This window comes from Spiribacter sp. 2438 (genome assembly GCF_009676705.1).
In the GTDB taxonomy this organism is placed as follows: Bacteria; Pseudomonadota; Gammaproteobacteria; order Nitrococcales; family Nitrococcaceae; genus Spiribacter.
In genome coordinates, this window is sequence record NZ_CP046046.1 from 100,970 (window position 1) to 118,049 (window position 17,080).

General features: G+C 65.8%; 18 protein-coding genes and 1 tRNA gene. 7 read left to right on the forward strand and 12 right to left on the reverse strand.

The genetic code is table 11. The features are described 5' to 3' along the window. Positions 1-22: 22 nt before the first annotated feature. Together GJ672_RS00470 and GJ672_RS00475 are read left to right on the forward strand one after the other, a co-directional pair. Positions 23-577, forward strand: a complete 555-nt coding sequence (locus GJ672_RS00470; protein ID WP_154295372.1) for a cytochrome b — start codon at positions 23-25, stop codon at positions 575-577. 23 nt (positions 578-600) lie between these two features. Beyond that, positions 601-1,158 (forward strand): YceI family protein, encoded by a 558-nt coding sequence (locus GJ672_RS00475; protein ID WP_154295373.1) that lies wholly within the window; start codon positions 601-603, stop codon positions 1,156-1,158. Here the strand turns inward: GJ672_RS00475 and GJ672_RS00480 are convergent. The 6 genes from GJ672_RS00480 to GJ672_RS00505 are packed head-to-tail and all read right to left on the reverse strand — an operon-like array spanning position 1,155 to position 5,128. Next, positions 1,155-2,309 carry a hypothetical protein gene (locus tag GJ672_RS00480; RefSeq protein WP_154295374.1) on the reverse strand — a complete coding sequence of 385 codons (1,155 nt, stop codon included), beginning with the start codon at positions 2,307-2,309 and terminating at the stop codon, positions 1,155-1,157. The genes GJ672_RS00475 and GJ672_RS00480 overlap by 4 nt on opposite strands. A 16-nt stretch (positions 2,310-2,325) precedes the next feature. After that, positions 2,326-3,048, reverse strand: coding sequence for an LrgB family protein (locus GJ672_RS00485; RefSeq protein ID WP_154295375.1), 723 nt, complete (start codon positions 3,046-3,048; stop codon positions 2,326-2,328). Further along, a complete protein-coding gene (locus GJ672_RS00490) occupies positions 3,045-3,401 on the reverse strand; it encodes a CidA/LrgA family protein (RefSeq protein ID WP_154295376.1) in 357 nt (118 codons plus the stop codon). Before GJ672_RS00490 ends, GJ672_RS00485 begins: the two co-directional genes overlap by 4 nt. A gap of 2 nt (positions 3,402-3,403) precedes the next feature. Further along, the gene (locus GJ672_RS00495; protein WP_154295377.1) at positions 3,404-3,898 is read right to left on the reverse strand and encodes a DnaJ domain-containing protein; all 495 of its coding nucleotides are present in this window, start codon (positions 3,896-3,898) and stop codon (positions 3,404-3,406) included. Next, a complete protein-coding gene (locus GJ672_RS00500; protein WP_154295378.1) occupies positions 3,895-4,074 on the reverse strand; it encodes an oxidoreductase-like domain-containing protein in 180 nt (59 codons plus the stop codon). The genes GJ672_RS00495 and GJ672_RS00500 overlap by 4 nt, the downstream gene beginning before the upstream one ends. Positions 4,075-4,078: 4 nt before the next feature. Continuing rightward, positions 4,079-5,128 carry an AI-2E family transporter gene (locus GJ672_RS00505; RefSeq protein WP_154295379.1) on the reverse strand — a complete coding sequence of 350 codons (1,050 nt, stop codon included), beginning with the start codon at positions 5,126-5,128 and terminating at the stop codon, positions 4,079-4,081. A 76-nt stretch (positions 5,129-5,204) separates the two neighbouring features. Between GJ672_RS00505 and GJ672_RS00510 the strand changes: the two genes are divergently transcribed. Both GJ672_RS00510 and GJ672_RS00515 read left to right on the forward strand, forming a co-directional pair. Next, positions 5,205-6,347 (forward strand): flagellar motor protein MotA, encoded by a 1,143-nt coding sequence (locus tag GJ672_RS00510; protein ID WP_370517588.1) that lies wholly within the window; start codon positions 5,205-5,207, stop codon positions 6,345-6,347. Between the two features lie 8 nt (positions 6,348-6,355). Next, a complete protein-coding gene (locus tag GJ672_RS00515) occupies positions 6,356-7,654 on the forward strand; it encodes a peptidoglycan-binding protein (RefSeq protein ID WP_154295380.1) in 1,299 nt (432 codons plus the stop codon). Here the strand turns inward: GJ672_RS00515 and GJ672_RS00520 are convergent. After that, positions 7,641-8,570, reverse strand: a complete 930-nt coding sequence (locus GJ672_RS00520; protein WP_154295381.1) for a LysR family transcriptional regulator — start codon at positions 8,568-8,570, stop codon at positions 7,641-7,643. The genes GJ672_RS00515 and GJ672_RS00520 overlap by 14 nt on opposite strands. 138 nt (positions 8,571-8,708) lie before the next feature. Between GJ672_RS00520 and aceA the strand changes: the two genes are divergently transcribed. Beyond that, on the forward strand, positions 8,709-9,998 hold the full coding sequence (aceA, locus tag GJ672_RS00525) for an isocitrate lyase (protein WP_154295382.1): 1,290 nt from the start codon (positions 8,709-8,711) through the stop codon (positions 9,996-9,998). 61 nt (positions 9,999-10,059) lie between these two features. On the opposite strand, the gene GJ672_RS00530 is transcribed toward aceA, so the two are convergent. Next, positions 10,060-10,920, reverse strand: coding sequence for an oxaloacetate decarboxylase (locus tag GJ672_RS00530; RefSeq protein ID WP_154295383.1), 861 nt, complete (start codon positions 10,918-10,920; stop codon positions 10,060-10,062). A gap of 95 nt (positions 10,921-11,015) precedes the next feature. Next, complete coding sequence (locus GJ672_RS00535; protein WP_154295384.1) at positions 11,016-11,489, reverse strand: Lrp/AsnC family transcriptional regulator; 474 nt, start codon at positions 11,487-11,489, stop codon at positions 11,016-11,018. A 106-nt stretch (positions 11,490-11,595) separates the two neighbouring features. Here GJ672_RS00535 and aceE point away from each other — a divergent pair, with 106 nt between their 5' ends. After that, complete coding sequence (aceE, locus tag GJ672_RS00540; protein WP_154295385.1) at positions 11,596-14,139, forward strand: pyruvate dehydrogenase (acetyl-transferring), homodimeric type; 2,544 nt, start codon at positions 11,596-11,598, stop codon at positions 14,137-14,139. 25 nt (positions 14,140-14,164) lie between these two features. Continuing rightward, positions 14,165-15,478, forward strand: a complete 1,314-nt coding sequence (locus tag GJ672_RS00545) for an NAD(P)H-dependent oxidoreductase (protein WP_154295386.1) — start codon at positions 14,165-14,167, stop codon at positions 15,476-15,478. On the opposite strand, the gene GJ672_RS00550 is transcribed toward GJ672_RS00545, so the two are convergent. The 3 genes from GJ672_RS00550 to GJ672_RS00560 all read right to left on the reverse strand — a co-directional run bounded on the left by GJ672_RS00550 (position 15,460) and on the right by GJ672_RS00560 (position 16,975). Further along, positions 15,460-16,215, reverse strand: a complete 756-nt coding sequence (locus GJ672_RS00550; protein WP_154295387.1) for an SDR family oxidoreductase — start codon at positions 16,213-16,215, stop codon at positions 15,460-15,462. The two genes, GJ672_RS00545 and GJ672_RS00550, sit on opposite strands and share 19 nt — an antisense overlap. After that, the gene (tenA, locus tag GJ672_RS00555) at positions 16,212-16,883 is read right to left on the reverse strand and encodes a thiaminase II (RefSeq protein ID WP_154295388.1); all 672 of its coding nucleotides are present in this window, start codon (positions 16,881-16,883) and stop codon (positions 16,212-16,214) included. Before tenA ends, GJ672_RS00550 begins: the two co-directional genes overlap by 4 nt. A gap of 16 nt (positions 16,884-16,899) precedes the next feature. Further along, positions 16,900-16,975: transfer RNA gene (locus GJ672_RS00560), tRNA-Ile, on the reverse strand. Between the last annotated feature and the right edge of the window lie 105 nt (positions 16,976-17,080).

A 17,080-nucleotide genomic window follows, 5' to 3' on the forward strand; every position in this document is an offset into this window, starting at 1 on the left:
TCGAGGACAGTCCCAACAGTTAATGATCCAGGTGCGAAACACAAGCGATCGCTGGGGCGGCGGCGCTCAACTGCTCCACTGGCTGATGGCCATCGGCATCGTCACCTCCATGGTGCTGGGCTGGGTCATGGTGAGCCTGCCCATGAGCGCCCTCAAGTTCGAGCTCTATGCCCTGCATAAAAGCCTGGGCGTCACCCTGTTTGCGCTGGTGCTGCTGCGGCTGGTCTGGCGCTGGGTCAATGTCACACCGGCCATCGCCGCCGACACGCCCCACCATGAAAAACTGCTGGCCAAGGGCGTCCATCGGCTGTTCTACGCGTTGATGCTGTTGATGCCCCTGTCCGGCTACGTGATCAACTCGGCGGCCAATTTTCCCCTCAATGTCTTTGGTCTGTTCCAGATCCCCAATGTCACCCCGTCCAGCGAGCGCCTGGAGGCCATTGCCAGCAACCTGCATCTGGGCATGTTCTGGGGCTTCGCCGGCCTGCTGGTGCTGCATGTGGCGGGAGCGCTTCGGCATCATTTTGTGCTGGGCGACAACACGCTACGGCGGATGCTGCCCGGCGGGCGCCGCTAATCCACTCAATCAGGAGAGTTTGTATGCGTGCCACCGCATTAATGCTGTTGGCCGGTTTCGGTGTCCACGGATCCGTGCTGGCCGCCGAATCCTGGCAGATTCATCATGATGACAGTCACCTGCGTTTTCTGGCGACCCAGCAGGGTGGCGAGTTCGAGGGGCATTTCGGTGAGTTCGCGGCGGACATCCGTTTCTCACCGGATGATCTGGATGCCAGCGGGTTTGACGTGGTCATCGATGTCACCAGCGTGGACACCGGCAGCAGCCAGCGGGATCGCGAGCTGCCCACCGCCGACTGGTTCTTCTTTGAGGAGTACGCCGAGGCGACCTATCGGGCGGACACCGTCCGGGCCACCGACGACGGCTTTGAAGCGGTGGGCGATCTCACCATTCGCGATCACACCCGGGAAGTGGTGCTGAGCTTCGACTGGGAGGCGGACGGCGACCGCGCCAGCATGAGCGGCGAAGCCGTGATTGATCGCACCGAATTCGGCGTCGGCCAGGGCGAGTGGGAAGATCCCTCCGCCGTGGGTCACGAGGTGCGGGTTCTGGTGGATCTGGATCTGTCCCGGGAGCCCTAACGCCCGATGCGGTAGTTCACCGTCCGTTGTTCACCGGCTTCCAGGGTCAGGGTTCGGGTCAGTCCGCTGGCGGTGCGCTGCCACTGGCCGTCGCCCTCCAGCAACACCCAGTCCTCGGCCAGAGATTCCTCCAGTGTCAGTTCCCGGGAACGCTCCCCCGGGTTATCCAGCACCAGGCGCCAGCCGATCTCCACATCGCCGTCCCGGGCCGGTGCATAATCCTCGGTGTGCCGCATGACCTGCACGGCATCGCTGGCGCCGGCCACCACCCGGCCCCCGCCGGTCTCAGCGGTCAGGGTCATACGGCTCTGACCGGCGGCGGTCTGCCGTTGGTCGCCCTCCCCAATGATCACCGCCACCGGGGCATCCGCTGCAGTGGCGGGAACCCCCTGCAGCACCCAGCCATGGCTCACCGTTGCGGAGGTTGGGCTGGAGCGGGGCCGATCCCCCTCGCCCCGAGCCACCCGGGTATGACGAACCTCAACCTCGGCCCTGTCGGAGTGGGTGATCCTCAGGGCATCGCCGTGAGCCAGTTGGCCGATGCGGCCCAGGTCTCTGGCGGCTTCGCCGGGGCGATCATGCCGCACCCGGGGGTTCTCCAGGCTGGCGCCGGTCTGATTGTGCAGCGTGGTCGTCCTGTGGAGCCTCCCGGTGGAGGCCTCGTTTTCCGCAAGCACCAGCTGATAGCCGGCCTCGGCGGTGAGGCCCGGCAGCCGATAGCCGAGCATGAGATCCCGGATGCCGCCCTGCTCCATGAGCAGTGATCCCTGCCAGCGCGCGGTGGCCTCATCGGTATCTGCTGTCACGCGCTGCAGCCGGGTGAGCTCCGGCAATGTTTCCTGAGACCAGTGAAGGCTGCCGGGAATCAGGCCGGCGGGCAGGTCATGGATTTCCAGCCGGTTATGGCCCGATAGCACGGCCAGATCGCGGTGCTCCATGACCTGGGCCGGTCCCGACACCGGGATGGTGATTTCCAGGGAACGACGGTCGTCCGCGGTGCTGCGCAGCCGGTCGCTGCCAGGGGCCAACGGTGAAGCTTCGATGCCCGGGTCATCCGGGCCCGCCGGTGACGGGCTTGCCGGGTCGCTGGTCTGGGCCGTGGCCGAGGCCATGGCCGTGGTCAGCAGCAGGGCGATCAAGCCGTGACGCATGGCGATCACTCCGTATTCAGTAAAGTCCGAAAAGCCAGGCCACCAGTGGCACCAGCAGGGCGGTTAGCGCGGCATTCAGCCCCATGCCAAGACCGGCGTAGGCACCCGCCCGTTCACTGTGCTGAAACGCCCGGGCGGTGGCAATGCCGTGGGCGACCACCCCAAGGGCAAAGCCCTTGGTGTCGGCGTCCCGCTCGCCCAGGGCCCGCAGCAGGGGCACGCCGGCCATGGCGCCGATGATGCCGGTAAGAATCACGAACACTGCCGCCAGCGACGGCTCGCCCCCCACCTGTTCGGCCACCCCCATGGCAATGGGCGTGGTGGCGGATTTGGGCATGAGCGAGAGCAGGGTCCCGCTATCCAGTCCCAGGGTCCGGCCAATGAGCAGCGCGCTCAAGATGACCGTCACCGAGCCGGCCAGCAGGGCCAGAGTCAGCGGCAGCCACTGACGCCTCAGGCGCCGGGCCTGGGCATAAAGGGGAACCGCCAGTAGCACGGTGGCGGGGCCCAGCAGAAAGTGCACGAACTGCGCTCCCTCGAAGTAGGTGCCGTAATCCGTGCCGGTGAGCATCAGGGCCAGGACCACCAGCGTGACCGCCACCAGCACCGGGTTGAAAAGCGGAAACTCCCGGGCCTGCAGGAACAGCCAGTGGGCCAGGGCATAGGCGCTGACCGTGAGCGTGAGCCAGAGCAGGGGCTGCTCCGCCAGATAGACCCAGGTGGCATAAAAGTCGTTCATGACTCCGGCTCCCGGGGCAGCCGACGCTGCAGCCAGCGCAGGGTGAACGCCGTCACCACCGTCCCCAGCAGGGTGCTGGCGATGAGGGTGATCCCCAGGGCAAGCCAGGCCTCCGCGAGCATGCCCAGATAGGCAATCACCCCCACGCCAGCGGGCACGAACAGCAGCGCCAGATGACCGAGCAGGGTATTGGCCAGCCGACTCAGTCCGGCCGGGGCGCCGCCCCGCACCATCAGGGCCATGAATAGCAGCCCCATGCCCACCACCGGGCCGGGCAGCGGCAGTGCCGCCAGACGGACCACCATTTCTCCCACCAGCTGCAGCACCAGAACCAGAGCAATAAAGCCGATCACGGCTAGTCCTCGCTCAGAAGCCGGTCCCGGGCCTCGTTCAGCCGGGCGGCGAAGTAATCGGTGCCGCCACGGTCGGGGTGCAGTTTCTGCATGAGCCGTCGATGAGCGGCCATGATCTCGTCCCGGGTGGCGTTGAGAGCCACGCCCAGAATTTCGGCGGCCTCCGCCCGGGTCATGGCGCCGTTGCGGGGGCGGCTGCCTGAGCCCTCATCACGCTGTCCCTGGCGGGAGCCGGCGGAGGCCACCCCGCCCAGCAGGCGCCGGATCAGCGGCAGATAGCGAAGCAGCGAGGCCACCCGCCAGAGGGCCGGCAGCGCGGCGCCGATGCCGGCCAGGACCCAGTTGAGGCGACCCGTGGCCGCGAGCATGAGCCCGGCCGCGCCCACCCCGCCCAGCAGCAGCATGGTGGCATTGTCCCGCATCCAGGCGCGCAGACGGGGTGACAGCATGAACGCCACAAAGGCGATCAGGATCAGAAAGCTCAGAATCCGCATCATGGCCGGGACTCCTGGGCCTGACGGATGGCCTCACAGCGCTTTTCCCAGCGCTCCAGGCGCTGCTCGTAGAGGTCAAATACGCAGGGGTCGCAGCCGTTGCCGCAGCACTCGTCGAGATCCGGCTCGCGGGGCGGCGGGGGCAAGGGCCGGCGCCGGGTTCGGTTGGATTCGCTCATGGCCCTATCCTGTCACGAAGGCATGGGCGTGGCGAAGCAGAACATAGATGGCCGCCGCCACTGGCAGCGCCAGCAACACGCCAACAAACCCAAACAGCTGGCCGCCGGCGAGGATGGCAAAAATCACCGCCACCGGGTGCAGGCCGATGCGGTCGCCCACCAGGTAGGGCGTGAGCACCGCGGATTCCAGCGCCTGGCCAGCGCCGAACACCAGCCACACCAGCAGCAGCGGGATCAGCCAGTCGCTGAACTGAAAAATCGTGGCGGCGCTGGCGGCGGTGATGCCGACAATAAAACCGAGGTAGGGAACAATGGCCGCCAGGCCGGACAGCACCCCGATGAGGATGCCCAGCTGCAGGCCCACCAGCCAGAGGCCGAACCCGTAGATCAGGCCGAGGCTGATCATCACCAGTAGCTGGCCCCGCAGGAAGGCGCCCACCACTTCATTGCATTCCCCGGCCAGGCGGGCGGCGGTGTCGCGCCAGTGCGGAGGCAGCGTATTGAGCGTGCTGCGCAGCACCCGATCCCAGTCCCGCAGCAGGTAAAACGCCACCACCGGCGTCAGCCCCACGGTAATGGCGGCGCCGGCCAGTGCCATGCCCGAGCGGGTAACCCGGGCGATGACCTCGGCAGCCACATTGCCGGTGGTTTGCCAGTGCTCGGCGATGGCGGCGCGGACCGCGTCGACATCGAGTTCGCCGGGGTCGACGCCCAGGGTTTGCTGAAGCCATGGCAGCAGCTGCTCCTGGGCCCAGCTGAGCATCCCCGGGATCTGGGTGCGCAGCATGTCCACCTGACGTCCGATCAGCGGAATCAGGGTCAGAACCACGGCCACCAGCAGCCCCACCAGCCCCAGGAACACCACCGACACCGCCAGCGTTCGGTTGAGCTTCAACCGTTGCAGCTGTCGGGTGGCAGGATCCCCCAGATAAGCCAGCAATGCGCCGGCCAGAAATGGGGTGAGAATCGGTTGAAGCCAGTAGATCAGCAATCCGGTCAGCACCAGCAGGGCCAGCCCGACACCAACCCGGTATGTGCGCAGTGCATCATTCATGGAACGAGGATAGCCCACGCGAAACGATCGCGCTAAGGTGTCGGAACGACGCGAATCAAAAGTGGGGGGAACGGGTGTGCGCAATCCCAATCGCGTGCTGATCTGGATCATGGCCTTCCTGGCCGCCGTGGCCCTGGTGGCCGGCCTGCTGCATCAACCGCTCAGTGAGGCGTTTCTCGCCAATCCGGTCTTCAACGGCATGATTCTCGGAGTGCTGTTCATCGGCCTGGTGATCAACTGTCGGCAAATCGTGGTGCTGCGCCCCGAAGTGGAATGGGTGGAGCAGTTCCGTCGCTCCGAGCCCAGTGACATGCCGCCCCTGCCGGGCAGTCGTCTGCTGGGCTCCATGGCCAAAATGCTCACCGGCCGCCGGGGGGACCATCTGAGCCTCTCGGCCATGTCCCTGCGCACGGTGCTGGACGGCATCCGCTCGCGCCTGGACGAATCCCGCGACGTGTCGCGCTACATGATCGGCCTGCTGGTTTTCCTGGGTCTGCTGGGAACGTTCTGGGGCTTGCTGGACACCCTGCGGGCGGTGGGCGGCGTGATTGGCAACCTGACCGTCAGCGGCGCCGACGCCGGGCAGATTTTCGCCGAACTGCGGGATGGACTGCGGGCGCCGCTGGAAGGCATGGGCACCGCATTCAGCTCGTCACTGTTCGGCCTGGCCGGGGCGCTGGTGCTGGGCTTTGTGGACCTGCAGGCCTCCCACGCCCAGAACCGCTTCTACAACGACCTGGAAGAATGGCTCTCCGGCCAGACGCGGCTCTCCAGTGGCGCCCTGGGTGGCGATGGGGAGGGCTCGGTGCCGGCCTACATCCAGGCTTTGCTGGAGAACACCGCCGACAGCCTCGACAAGCTGCAGCGGACCATGGCCCGGGGCGAGGAAGAACGGCGCGGGGTTGACGCCCGTATCATTGAACTCACCGAAGAGGTGTCGCGCCTGGCGGAGCAGTCCCAGAGCGAGCAGCGGGGGGTGATGAGCCTGACCCGCACCCAGTCCGAGCTGCAGGGGGTGCTGGGCCGGCTGGCGGACGCCACGGAAACCACCGGGGCCCGGGAGGGTGAACACATCGAGCAGCTGCGGGCCATGGCTCACGGTCTGCAGGACCTGCGCCAGGAGCTGGCCACTGACCGGGAGCGGCTCATCGCCGAGCTGCGGGACGAGGTCCGGCTGCTGACCCGAACGGTGTCCCACCTGCGCAGCGACGGCGACTGAGGCTCTTCATGCTCGGCAGCTCCCGACGCAACCGATCCGCGGTCAATATCTGGCCGGGCTTTGTGGACGCGCTGGCCACCATCCTGCTGGCATTCGTGTTCGTCCTGATGCTGTTCGTGGTGGCGCAGGTTTACCTCAGCAGCCAGCTCTCCGATCGTAATCAGGCGCTGGATGCGCTGCAGGCGGAGCTCTCGGAAATGGCCGATGCCCTGTCCATGGAGCGGGTGGAGCGGCAGCGCCTCGAGGAGCAGGTCTCGGACCTCTTCGCCGAACTGCATGCCACCCTGTCCCAGCGGGATGCCGCCCGGGACGAACTGGCCGCTACCGAGGAAGCCCTGGCCGCGGCGCGGGAGGAAGTCACCATCGGCGAGGAGGCCCTGCAGGCACGGCTGGTGGAGATCGCGTCCCTGCAACAGGACATTGCGGCGCTGCGCCAGGTCCGGGATGAGCTTGAGGCCGAGGTGGGTCAGCTGGCGGCGCGCCTGGACGACACCGAGGCGCAGCTGGGAGCGGCCCGGGACCGCCGCCGGGAGCTGGAAACCGAACTGGCGGATGCCGAGGAGCGCACCCAGCTGGCCCAGCGGACCATTGAAGCGCGGGACATGCGCATTCGTGATCTGGTGGCCGAGATCGAGGACCGTCAGGAGGCGCTGGAGCAGGAGCAGGCCCTGACCGCCGATGCCGAGGTCCGGGTGGAGCGCCTGCGTCGTCAGATCATGGCCCTGCGGGAGCAGATCAGCAGCCTGGCCGAAGCGTTGCGCATCGAAGAAGAGACCGTGGTGGCCCAGGAGGCCCGCATTGACACCCTGGTGGAGCGGCTCAACGTGGCCCTGGCCGAAGAGGTCCAGGAGCTCGCCACCTATCGCTCGGAGTTCTTTGGCCGCTTGCGTCAGGTGCTGGAGGGAGTGGACGAAATCGAGATTGTCGGCGACCGGTTCCGCTTTCAGTCCGAGCTTTTCTTTGCCACCGCCTCGGCGGAAGTGGGCGATGAGGGGCAGGATCGCCTGGAGCAGGTGGCGGACACCCTGCAGCGGGTGGCGGAGCGCATTCCCGACGAGGTGGACTGGGTGTTACAGGTGGAAGGCCATACCGACCGCCGACCGATCCGCACCCCGGAGTTTCCGTCCAACTGGGAGCTGTCCACCGCCCGGGCTCAGTCGATCCTCTATGCGCTGATTGACAAGGGCATCCCGCCGGAGCGTCTGGCCGCGGTGGGATATGGCGAGCACCAGCCGGTGACCGACGGCGACTCCGCCGACGCACTGGCGGCCAATCGGCGCATTGAACTGCGCCTCAGCCATCGCTGAAGAAATCCGGCCGCATCATCTCGAGAAACCGCCGCGCCTGGGGTGAGAGAAAGCGCCCCCGGCGGGACATGGCCCCGTAGGTGCGCTTGGGGAATACCTCGGGCAGAGAGCGCACCACGATCCCGGGGTAATCCTCGGCCAGGGACACGTTGCTGACAATGGCAATGCCGAACCCCAGGCCCACGTAGCGCTTCACCGCCTCCCAGCTGCCCACTTCCAGGCGGATGCGGTAGCGGATGGCGTGCTGCTGGAACACCAGGCTGATCAACCGCCAGGTGGTCATATTCTGGGGCGGAATAATGAAATCTTGCCCGGCCAGATCCCTCAGATTGATCACATCCCGGCGGGCCAGGGGGTGATCCGGGGGGGTGATCAGTGACAGCCCGTAGGAGTAAATGGCGCGATAGCGCAGCTCGTCGGGCATGTCGAGAATGGCCCCCACGGCAAAGTCCACCTGGTCCTGGCGGACCGCTTCGGTGAGCTCACCCACGGACAGATGGTGCAGCCGCACCCGGACATTGGGGTGCAGGGTCATGAACCGCTCCAGGGTGGCCGGCAGCAGATAAAGCGTGGACGACTCACCGGCGCCGATGTCCAGACGGCCGCTGTCCAGCGGGCGGTTGCCTTCGGCGAAGCGCCCGGGCAGGGCGTCAATGGTCTCCACCAGCTCATGGACCTCGGCGTAGAGCTGTTCGCCATCCGGAGTCAGCCGAATGCGCGGGCCGCGCCGCTCGAACAGGGTCACCGCCAGATCCCGCTCCAGTGCCTGGACCTGCAGCGACACCGAGGGCTGGGTCAGGCCCAGGCGCTCCGCCGCCTGGGAAATGCTGCCCGCCTCGGCGGTAAAACAGAACGCCCGCAACTGCCGCAGACGGTCGTGACGATAGGGGGACGCGGGGTCGATGACCTGGGCCACGGGATTGCTCCTTAGCATTGCTAAAATTTATACACTGTATTGTTTACATTGCCTTGTACTATGGTGCAACGCGCCATACCGTAAGGAGGTCGGGACAGCCCTGGCACTATTGAACCGGCCTGAGGAGGCGAGAGAGCAATGAAACAGCTGAAAACCGCAGCAGAAATCCAGAAAGACTGGTCCAGCAACCCCCGCTGGGCGGACGTCACCCGCCCCTACCCGGCCGAAGAAGTGGTTCGCCTGCGCGGCACGGTGCCGGTGGAGTACAGCCTGGCCCGGCAGGGCGCTGAAAAGCTCTGGGGCTACCTCAATGATGGCGACATGGACTACGTCAACGCGCTGGGTGCGCTGACCGGCAACCAGGCCATGCAGCAGGTCAAGGCCGGACTCAAGTCCATCTACCTGTCCGGCTGGCAGGTGGCGGCGGATGCCAACCTGGCGGGCACCATGTATCCGGATCAGTCCCTGTATCCGGCGGACTCGGTGCCGGCGGTGGTGGAGCGGATTAACAACGCTCTGCTGCGGGCCGATGAAATTCATCACGCCGAGGGCGATGACAGCGTCGACTGGATGCAGCCCATTGTGGCGGACGCCGAGGCGGGCTTCGGCGGTGTGCTCAACGCTTTCGAGCTCATGAAGGGCATGATTCGGGCGGGGGCCGCTGGCGTGCACTTCGAAGACCAGCTGGCGTCCGTCAAAAAGTGTGGCCACATGGGCGGCAAGGTGCTGGTGCCCACCCAGGAAGCGGTACAGAAGCTCGCCGCGGCGCGCCTGGCCGCTGACACCATGGATGTGCCCACCCTGCTGGTGGCCCGGACCGACGCCCTGGCCGCGGACCTGATCACCTCGGACATCGACGAGTACGATGCCCCCCATATCACCGGTGAGCGCACCGTGGAGGGCTTCTACCGCACCAATGCCGGCGAGGCGCAGGCCATCAGCCGCGGGCTCGCTTACGCGCCGTTTGCGGACCTGCTGTGGTGCGAGACCGGCACGCCGGATCTGGAGTTTGCCCGGCGGTTCGCCGAGGCCGTCAAGAAAGACCACCCCAATACCATGCTGGCCTACAACTGCTCGCCGTCCTTCAACTGGCGGGGCAAGCTGGACGAGGCCACCATCGCCAAGTTCCAGAACGAGCTGGGTGCCATGGGCTACAAGTTCCAGTTCATCACCCTGGCCGGCTTCCACAGCCTGAACTACTCCATGTTCGAGCTGGCCCGGGGCTACAAGACCCGGCAGATGGCGGCGTACTCGGAGCTGCAGCAGGCGGAGTTCGACGCCGAGAAGAACGGCTACACCGCCACCCGCCATCAGCGGGAGGTGGGCGCCGGTTACTTCGACTCGGTCACCCAGACTATCCAGGGCGGTGTCTCATCGGTGACCGCCATGACCGGCTCCACCGAAGAAGAGCAGTTCAAGAACGGCTGAGTGGGTTGATCGCCGCCCACTCGGGCTTTTTTATGGGGGCAGGACGCCCCCATTTTTTTGCCTAAACGCCGTACTTTTTGTCCAGCGCGGTGTACTCATCGGTGCCGATCACCGCCTCCCGGCCCTTGAAGGTCACCATGCGATCCTGCACCGAGGCGCTGTGGCCATCCTCGCGGATGGCGGCCAGGGCGTCCTGCATGCCCTTGATGGCCGCCCGCTGGGTGTCGCTGGGGATGATGATCACGCTGTAGCCCAGCTCCCCGAGGCGATCCGCCGGCATCAGCGGCGTCTTGCCGCCATGGAACATGTTGATCAGCTTGGGCTGCGGCAGGTCCCGGGCGATCTGCTCGATCTGCTCCTCGGAGGTTGGCGCTTCCACGAAGATGGCATCGGCGCCCGCCTCCATGTAGGCATGGGCCCGGACGATGGTGGGCTCATAACCTTCCACCGCCAGGCCGTCGGTGCGGGCGATCAGGGTGATGTCCGGATCGTGCAGGGCGTCCTTCACCGCCCGGATCTTCTGGGTCATTTCCTTTTCGGGGACGATGGACTTGTCGTCGTAGTGCCCGCACTTCTTGGGAAAGACCTGGTCTTCGAGATGGAAACCCGCCACGCCGGCCCGCTCGAAGGCCCGGGCGGTCTTGCGGGCGTTCAGGGCGTTGCCGTGGCCGGTGTCCGCATCGGCAATCAGCGGGATGTCGATGACGTCGATCATGCTCTCGAGCCGGGCGACGATCTCATCGAGGCTCATCAGCCCCAGGTCGGGGATGCCGTTGCTGCGGGCGATGCCGCCGCCGGTGGCATAGACCGCGGCAAAACCCGCCTGCTCCACCAGCCGGGCCGAGAGCCCATCAAAGGCGCCGGGGGCCACCACCGGGGGATGGTTCAGGATCAAATCACGAAGCTGGCCGGCACGGGTCATGGGGCTCTCCTCCATTCCTTGAGTGAATTATTTTCGGCGATTGTGGCGCACTCGCGGCGCGGACGCATCTGTTCGGGATATCGACTGGCCGGTCTTTACCGGGCGGTGGGCAATCGCGACCGCGACTTGACCACTTTGAGGGCCAGACTCGACTGGATGTTGGCGACGCCGTCGATCTTCGCCAGCTGATCCACGATCAGGCGCTCCAGCGCCGTGGTATCCGCCACCAGCACCCGCAGAAGATAGTCCGACTGACCCGTCATGAGATAGCACTCCATCACCTCGGGCAGGGCGCGGATTGCGCCCTCAAAGTTTTCGAGGGCGTTGCGGACCTGTCGATCGAGGCTCACGTGAATGAACACATTGACGCTGAGGCCGAGTTTCTCCGGCACGATCTCCGCGGTGTAGCGGTCGATAATCCCCGCCGCCTCCAGCGCCCGGACTCGGGCCAGGCAGGGAGACGGGGTCAGGTTGACCCGCTCCGCCAGCTCTACGTTGGTGAGGCGTGCGTTGTCCTGGAGCTCCTCGAGAATCCGCAGATCGGTGCGATCCAGTGTGTTTTTTGGCATGACATACTCCAATGACTTGTCTAAAAAGCAGGATCAACTTTTCCAGGATCACTGAGGCAGCATAAATATTGCCATATGCCGTGGGCGCTCCCGTAGTCTGCTGAGCATGAACAACGAGCACCTCATCCCCGACACCGACCCCGACGAGACCGATGACTGGCTGGCCGCCCTGACTTCAGCGCTGACCCACGGCGGGACGGCTCGGGGCAGCTTCCTGATCCGTCGACTGGTGGAGTCGGCTCGAGCCCGGGGCGTTGACCTGGATCTGCCGCTGTCGACGCCCTATCGCAACACCATCCGCCCGGAGGACGAGCCGACGTTCCCCGGGGATGTCACACTGGAAGAACGGCTTTCAGCCATCATTCGCTGGAACGCCCTGGCCATGGTGGTGCGAGCCAACCGGGCCGATCCCAGTCTCGGCGGCCATATCGCCAGCTACGCGTCCGCCGCGGACCTGTTCGAAGTGGGCTTCAACCACTGCTTCCGCGCTGGGGTGGACGGTGGACCCGGGGATCTGGTGTTCCTCCAGCCCCACTCCGCCCCCGGGGTTTACGCGCGGGCCTTTCTGGAAGGCCGGTTGGAGGAATCGCAGCTGGCCCGCTATCGCCGTGAGGTGGATGGCCGGGGCTTGTCCTCTTACCCGCACCCCTGGCTGATGCCGGACTTCTGGCAGTTCCCCACGGGGTCCATGGGCCTCGGCCCGCTTCAGGCGGTTTATCAGGCGCGTTTCATGCGATATCTCGAGGCGCGGGGAATAATCGCCTCCAGCGACCGCCGGGTGTGGGGCATTTTCGGTGACGGCGAGATGGACGAGCCCGAGAGTCTGGGCGCCCTCGGGCTGGCCGCTCGCGAGGGCCTCGACAACCTGGTGTTCGTCATTAACTGCAACCTCCAGCGCCTGGACGGCCCCGTCCGCGGCAATGGCCAGATCATTCAGGAGCTGGAAGGCGTTTTTCGTGGCGCCGGCTGGAATGTGATCAAGGTGCTGTGGGGTTCGGACTGGGACGACCTGTTTGCCCGGGACTCCGACGGCGTGCTGACGGAGTATCTTCAGAAGACCCTGGACGGCGACTTCCAGACGCTGGCTGCCACCGACGGACAGTTCAATCGCGAGCATTTCTTCTCGCAGGATCCGCGGCTGCAGGCGCTGGTGGCTCATTTGACTGACGAGCAGGTGGATCGCCTGCGCCGTGGCGGCCACGACATTGTCAAAATCAGTGCCGCTTACCAGCGGGCCATGGAGAGCAATGGCCGGCCCACCGTGATCCTCGCCAAGACCAAGAAGGGCTATGGCATGGGTCACTGGGGTCAGGGCACGATGACCAGTCACCAGCAGAAAAAGCTGGATGAGGAAGCCCTGCTGGCCTTCCGTGACCGTTTTCAGCTGCCGCTGGATGACCAGGCGGTGACTGGCCTGTCGTTCTACCGGCCGCCGGCGGACAGCCCTGAAATGCAATATCTGCATCAGCATCGCGAGATGCTGGGTGGGTATCTGCCCCGACGCCAGCAGACGGCGGACGTCATCCCGGTGCCGGCGCTGGATCGCTATGCCGGCTTTGCGATGGAAGCAACTACCCGGCCCATCTCTACCACCATGGCCTGGGCGCGGATGCTGAGCGGCCTGCTCCGGGACAAGACCCTTGGTCCGCGTATCGTGCCCATTGTGGCGGACGAGGCGCGCACCTTCGGCATCGCCAACCTGTTCCGCCAGATTGGCATTTACTCGCCCCGGGGGCAGCGCTACCAGCCCCAGGACGCCGACTCGATGCTGGTCTATCGTGAGCATGAGCAGGGTCAGCTCCTCGAGGAGGGGATCTCGGAGGCGGGGGCGTTGGCCTCATGGGTGGCCGCAGGCACCGCGTATAGCACCCACGGCACCGCCATGCTGCCCATGTACATCTACTACTCCATGTTCGGCTTCCAGCGGGTGGGCGATTTGATGTGGGCCGCCGCCGAGCAACGCAGCCGCGGGTTTTTGCTGGGGGCGACGGCGGGCCGCACCACGCTGAATGGCGAGGGGCTGCAGCACCAGGACGGCAGCAGCCATGTGTTCATGGCCACCATCCCCAACTGCCGCTGCTGGGATCCGGCATTTGCGTTCGAGCTGGCGGCCATCATGGACCGGGGCATGCGCGAGATGCTCGAGGACCAGCAGGATGTCTTCTACTACATCACGGTGATGAACGAGGCCTACACCCAGCCCGCCTGGCCGGATCATGTCAGTCAGGCGGACATCCTCGCCGGGCTGTACTGCTACCGGCCCGCTTCCAATCCGACGGTCACCCCGGATGTGCGCCTAGTGGGCTCCGGCGCCATTCTCAACGAGGTGCTTGCCGCGGCGGATCAACTCGCTGCCCAGGGTATCCACGCCGAGGTGTGGAGTGCCACGAGTTACAGCGAGCTGGAGCGGACCGGGGCCGCTCATGCCCATGCGTGTTTGAGCGGTGAGGCGCCAGTGATCCTGGCCAGCGATTACGTCAAGGCCTGGCCCGCCCGGGTTGCACCGTTTGTCGACGCCCCCCTGACCCTGCTGGGCACCGACGACTTCGGTCGCTCGGATCAGCGTGAGGCCCTGCGCCGCTACTTTGGCGTTGATCGGGATACAATCGCGCAGTCCGCCATCGAGGCACTCAAGACCTCGAGCGCCTAGACCCCCAAACGAGGAGAGCCGCCCCATGAATCTCAATCGACTGCTGCGCGAGCGCCTGGACGCCGGCCGCCCCGTCAGGGCCGGCCTGATCGGGGCGGGCAAGTTCGGCTCCATGTTCCTGAGCCAGGTCCCGACCACGCTCGGCCTTGAGGTGAGCGCCATCGCCGACCTCGATCCGGACCGGGCGCGGGCCGCCTGCCGGGCCGTGCACTGGAGTGAGTCGCAGATCGACGCGGTGGCGTTTGTCGAGGATGGCGCCGAGCTGTGCGCCCGCGATGATGTGGAGGTTGTCATCGAGGCGACCGGCCACCCGGCGGCGGGGATCCGTCATGCCCTCGCCGCCATCGAGGCCGGCCGGCATATCGTGATGGTGAACGTGGAAGCCGACGTGCTGGCCGGCCCCCTGCTGGCCGAGCGGGCCCGGGCGCAGGGCGTGGTCTATTCCATGGCCTACGGCGATCAGCCCGCTCTGACCTCGGAGCTGGTGGACTGGGCCCGGGCCACGGGGTTCGAGGTGGTGGCCGCCGGCAAGGGCACCAAGTACCTTCCCGCCTACCATCAGGTCACCCCGGATGACGTGTGGTCGCATTACGGGCTGACAGCGGAGGAAGCGGCCGCCGCCGGCATGAACCCGCAGATGTTCAACAGTTTTCTGGACGGCACGAAGTCGGCGATCGAGATGGCGGCCATCGCCAATGCCTGTGAGCTGGCCGTCCCCGCGGATGGACTGGCCTTCCCGCCCTGTGGCGTGGATGACCTCGCCCATGTGCTGCGCCCGCAGTCCGTCGGCGGCTGCCTGCCCCAGGAAGGCATGGTCGAAGTCGTCAGCAGCCTCGAGCGCGATGGCCGGCCGGTCTACCGGGATCTGCGCTGGGGTGTCTACGTGGTGCTGAAGGCGCCCAATGACTATGCCGCCGCCTGCTTCCGGCAGTACGGACTGCCCACCGACAGCACGGGTCAGTACGCCGCGATGCACAAGCCCTTTCATCTGATTGGCCTGGAGCTGGGGATTAGCGTGCTGTCCGCCGCCCTGCGAGGGGAGCCGACCGGCCAGACCCGGGGATGGATCGGCGACGTCGCCGCGGTGGCGAAGCGTCCGCTGCGGGCCGGGGAAACCCTCGATGGCGAGGGTGGTTATACCGTCTGGGGCAAACTGCTCAGCGCCGCGCAGAGTGCGCAGCAACAAGCCCTGCCCATTGGCCTGGCCCATGGCATCACGCTCACGCGGGATGTCCCGGCGGGGGCGGTGCTCACCAGTGACGACGTAGCGTTGGGGGATCAGCCGGCCGTGGCCATTCGCCAGGAAATGGTCAGCCGGTATCAGCCCCGCCCGAGGTAGGGCATTTTCGTGGCCATCACGGTCATGAACTGCACATTGGCGTCGAGCGGCAGGTTGACGATGTAGCGCACGGCGTCGGCGACGTGGCGGACATCCATCACCGGCTCGCGCATCACGCTGCCATCCGGCTGCGGAATCCCGGCCTTCATGGGCTCGGTCATCGGGGTCTCGGCATTGCCGATATCGATCTGGCTGCAGGCGATGTCGTGGGCTCGGCCATCCAGCGTAATGGACTTGGTCAGCCCCGTGATCGCGTGCTTTGAGGTCGTGTACGCCACGGAATTCACCCGCGGCGCATGGGCGGAGATGGACCCATTGTTGATAATCCGTCCGCCCTGGGGCTGCTGGTCGCGCATCAGTCGGAAGGCTCCCCGGGCCATCAGGAAGGCGCCATCCAGGTTCACGCCCAGCACCCGACGCCAGTCATCCCAGTCCACATCACCGATCGGCGTGGAGGCCATGAAGGCGCCGGCGTTATTGAACAGGGCATCCACTCGGCCGTATTCCGCGGCGGCTTTTTCGTAGAGTGCGTCGACGGCAGTTGGGTCTGACACGTCCACTGATATGGGCAGTGCCTGGTCCGGGTAGCGGTTGGTCAGCGCTTCGAGCGGCTCGATTCGCCGAGCGGCGAGCACCACGCGATGCCCATCGGCCAGCAATGCCTCGGCAACGCCTTGGCCGATGCCCTGACTGGCGCCGGTTACCAGGATCACTTGGCTTTGCTTCGGCTTTGTCATGGGGTCATCTCTAGGTTCATGGCCCAGAAATCCGTCTCAAGCCGTGTGGCCTCACGGAAGATGGTGGTGAGCGCTTCGAGACGGGCTTCCGGCAGCCCCGCCATGCGGGCATCAATCCACTGCTGCTCACTGCGCGCGGCGGCTTGGAATTCCTCGCTTTCGTACATGGCGATCCATGCGTTGTAGGGATTCTCGGCGCCGCGAACGGTGAACGGCTGGGCGTTAATCCAGTTGGCGATCTCCGCGTAGCCAATGACGCAGGGAGCTAGAGCCACATGCAGGTCCAGCAGGTCACCGCGCTGGCCGGTGTCCAGCACATAGCGGGTGTAGGCGGTGGTGGGGCGGGCCTCTGGCGTCTGCTCCAGGGCCGCTTCGCTGATTCCCCAGCCGGCGCAATATTCCACATGCAGACCCAGCTCCAGATCCAGAATGGCCTTCAGGCCCTCATGGGCCTGACGCAGATCCGCCAGGGTGGGGCTTTTATAAGCCGCCAGCGCATAGGCACGGGCAAAGTGAATCAGGAACAGGTAGTCCTGCTGGAGATAGTGCTGAAACGCCATGCGGGGCAGCGACCCGATCGCCAGCTCGCGAAGGAATCGGTGCCGGGTGTAGGCCTGCCAGTCATCCTGGCAGCGGCTTTTGAGAAGTTCGAAGCCGGAGGTGTTCATTAGAGATATCCGGAATTGGTGGGCCCGCCAGGATTCGAACCTGGAACCAAAGGATTATGAGTCCTCTGCTCTAACCATTGAGCTACGGGCCCGGGATAGCGAAAGGCGCAGTGTATAGCCGTCGTCGGCTGGGTTGAAGCGGGCGGTGGCCTGACGCTGGAGGATCCGGCCTCCAGGTCGATCATTCGCCCATAAAA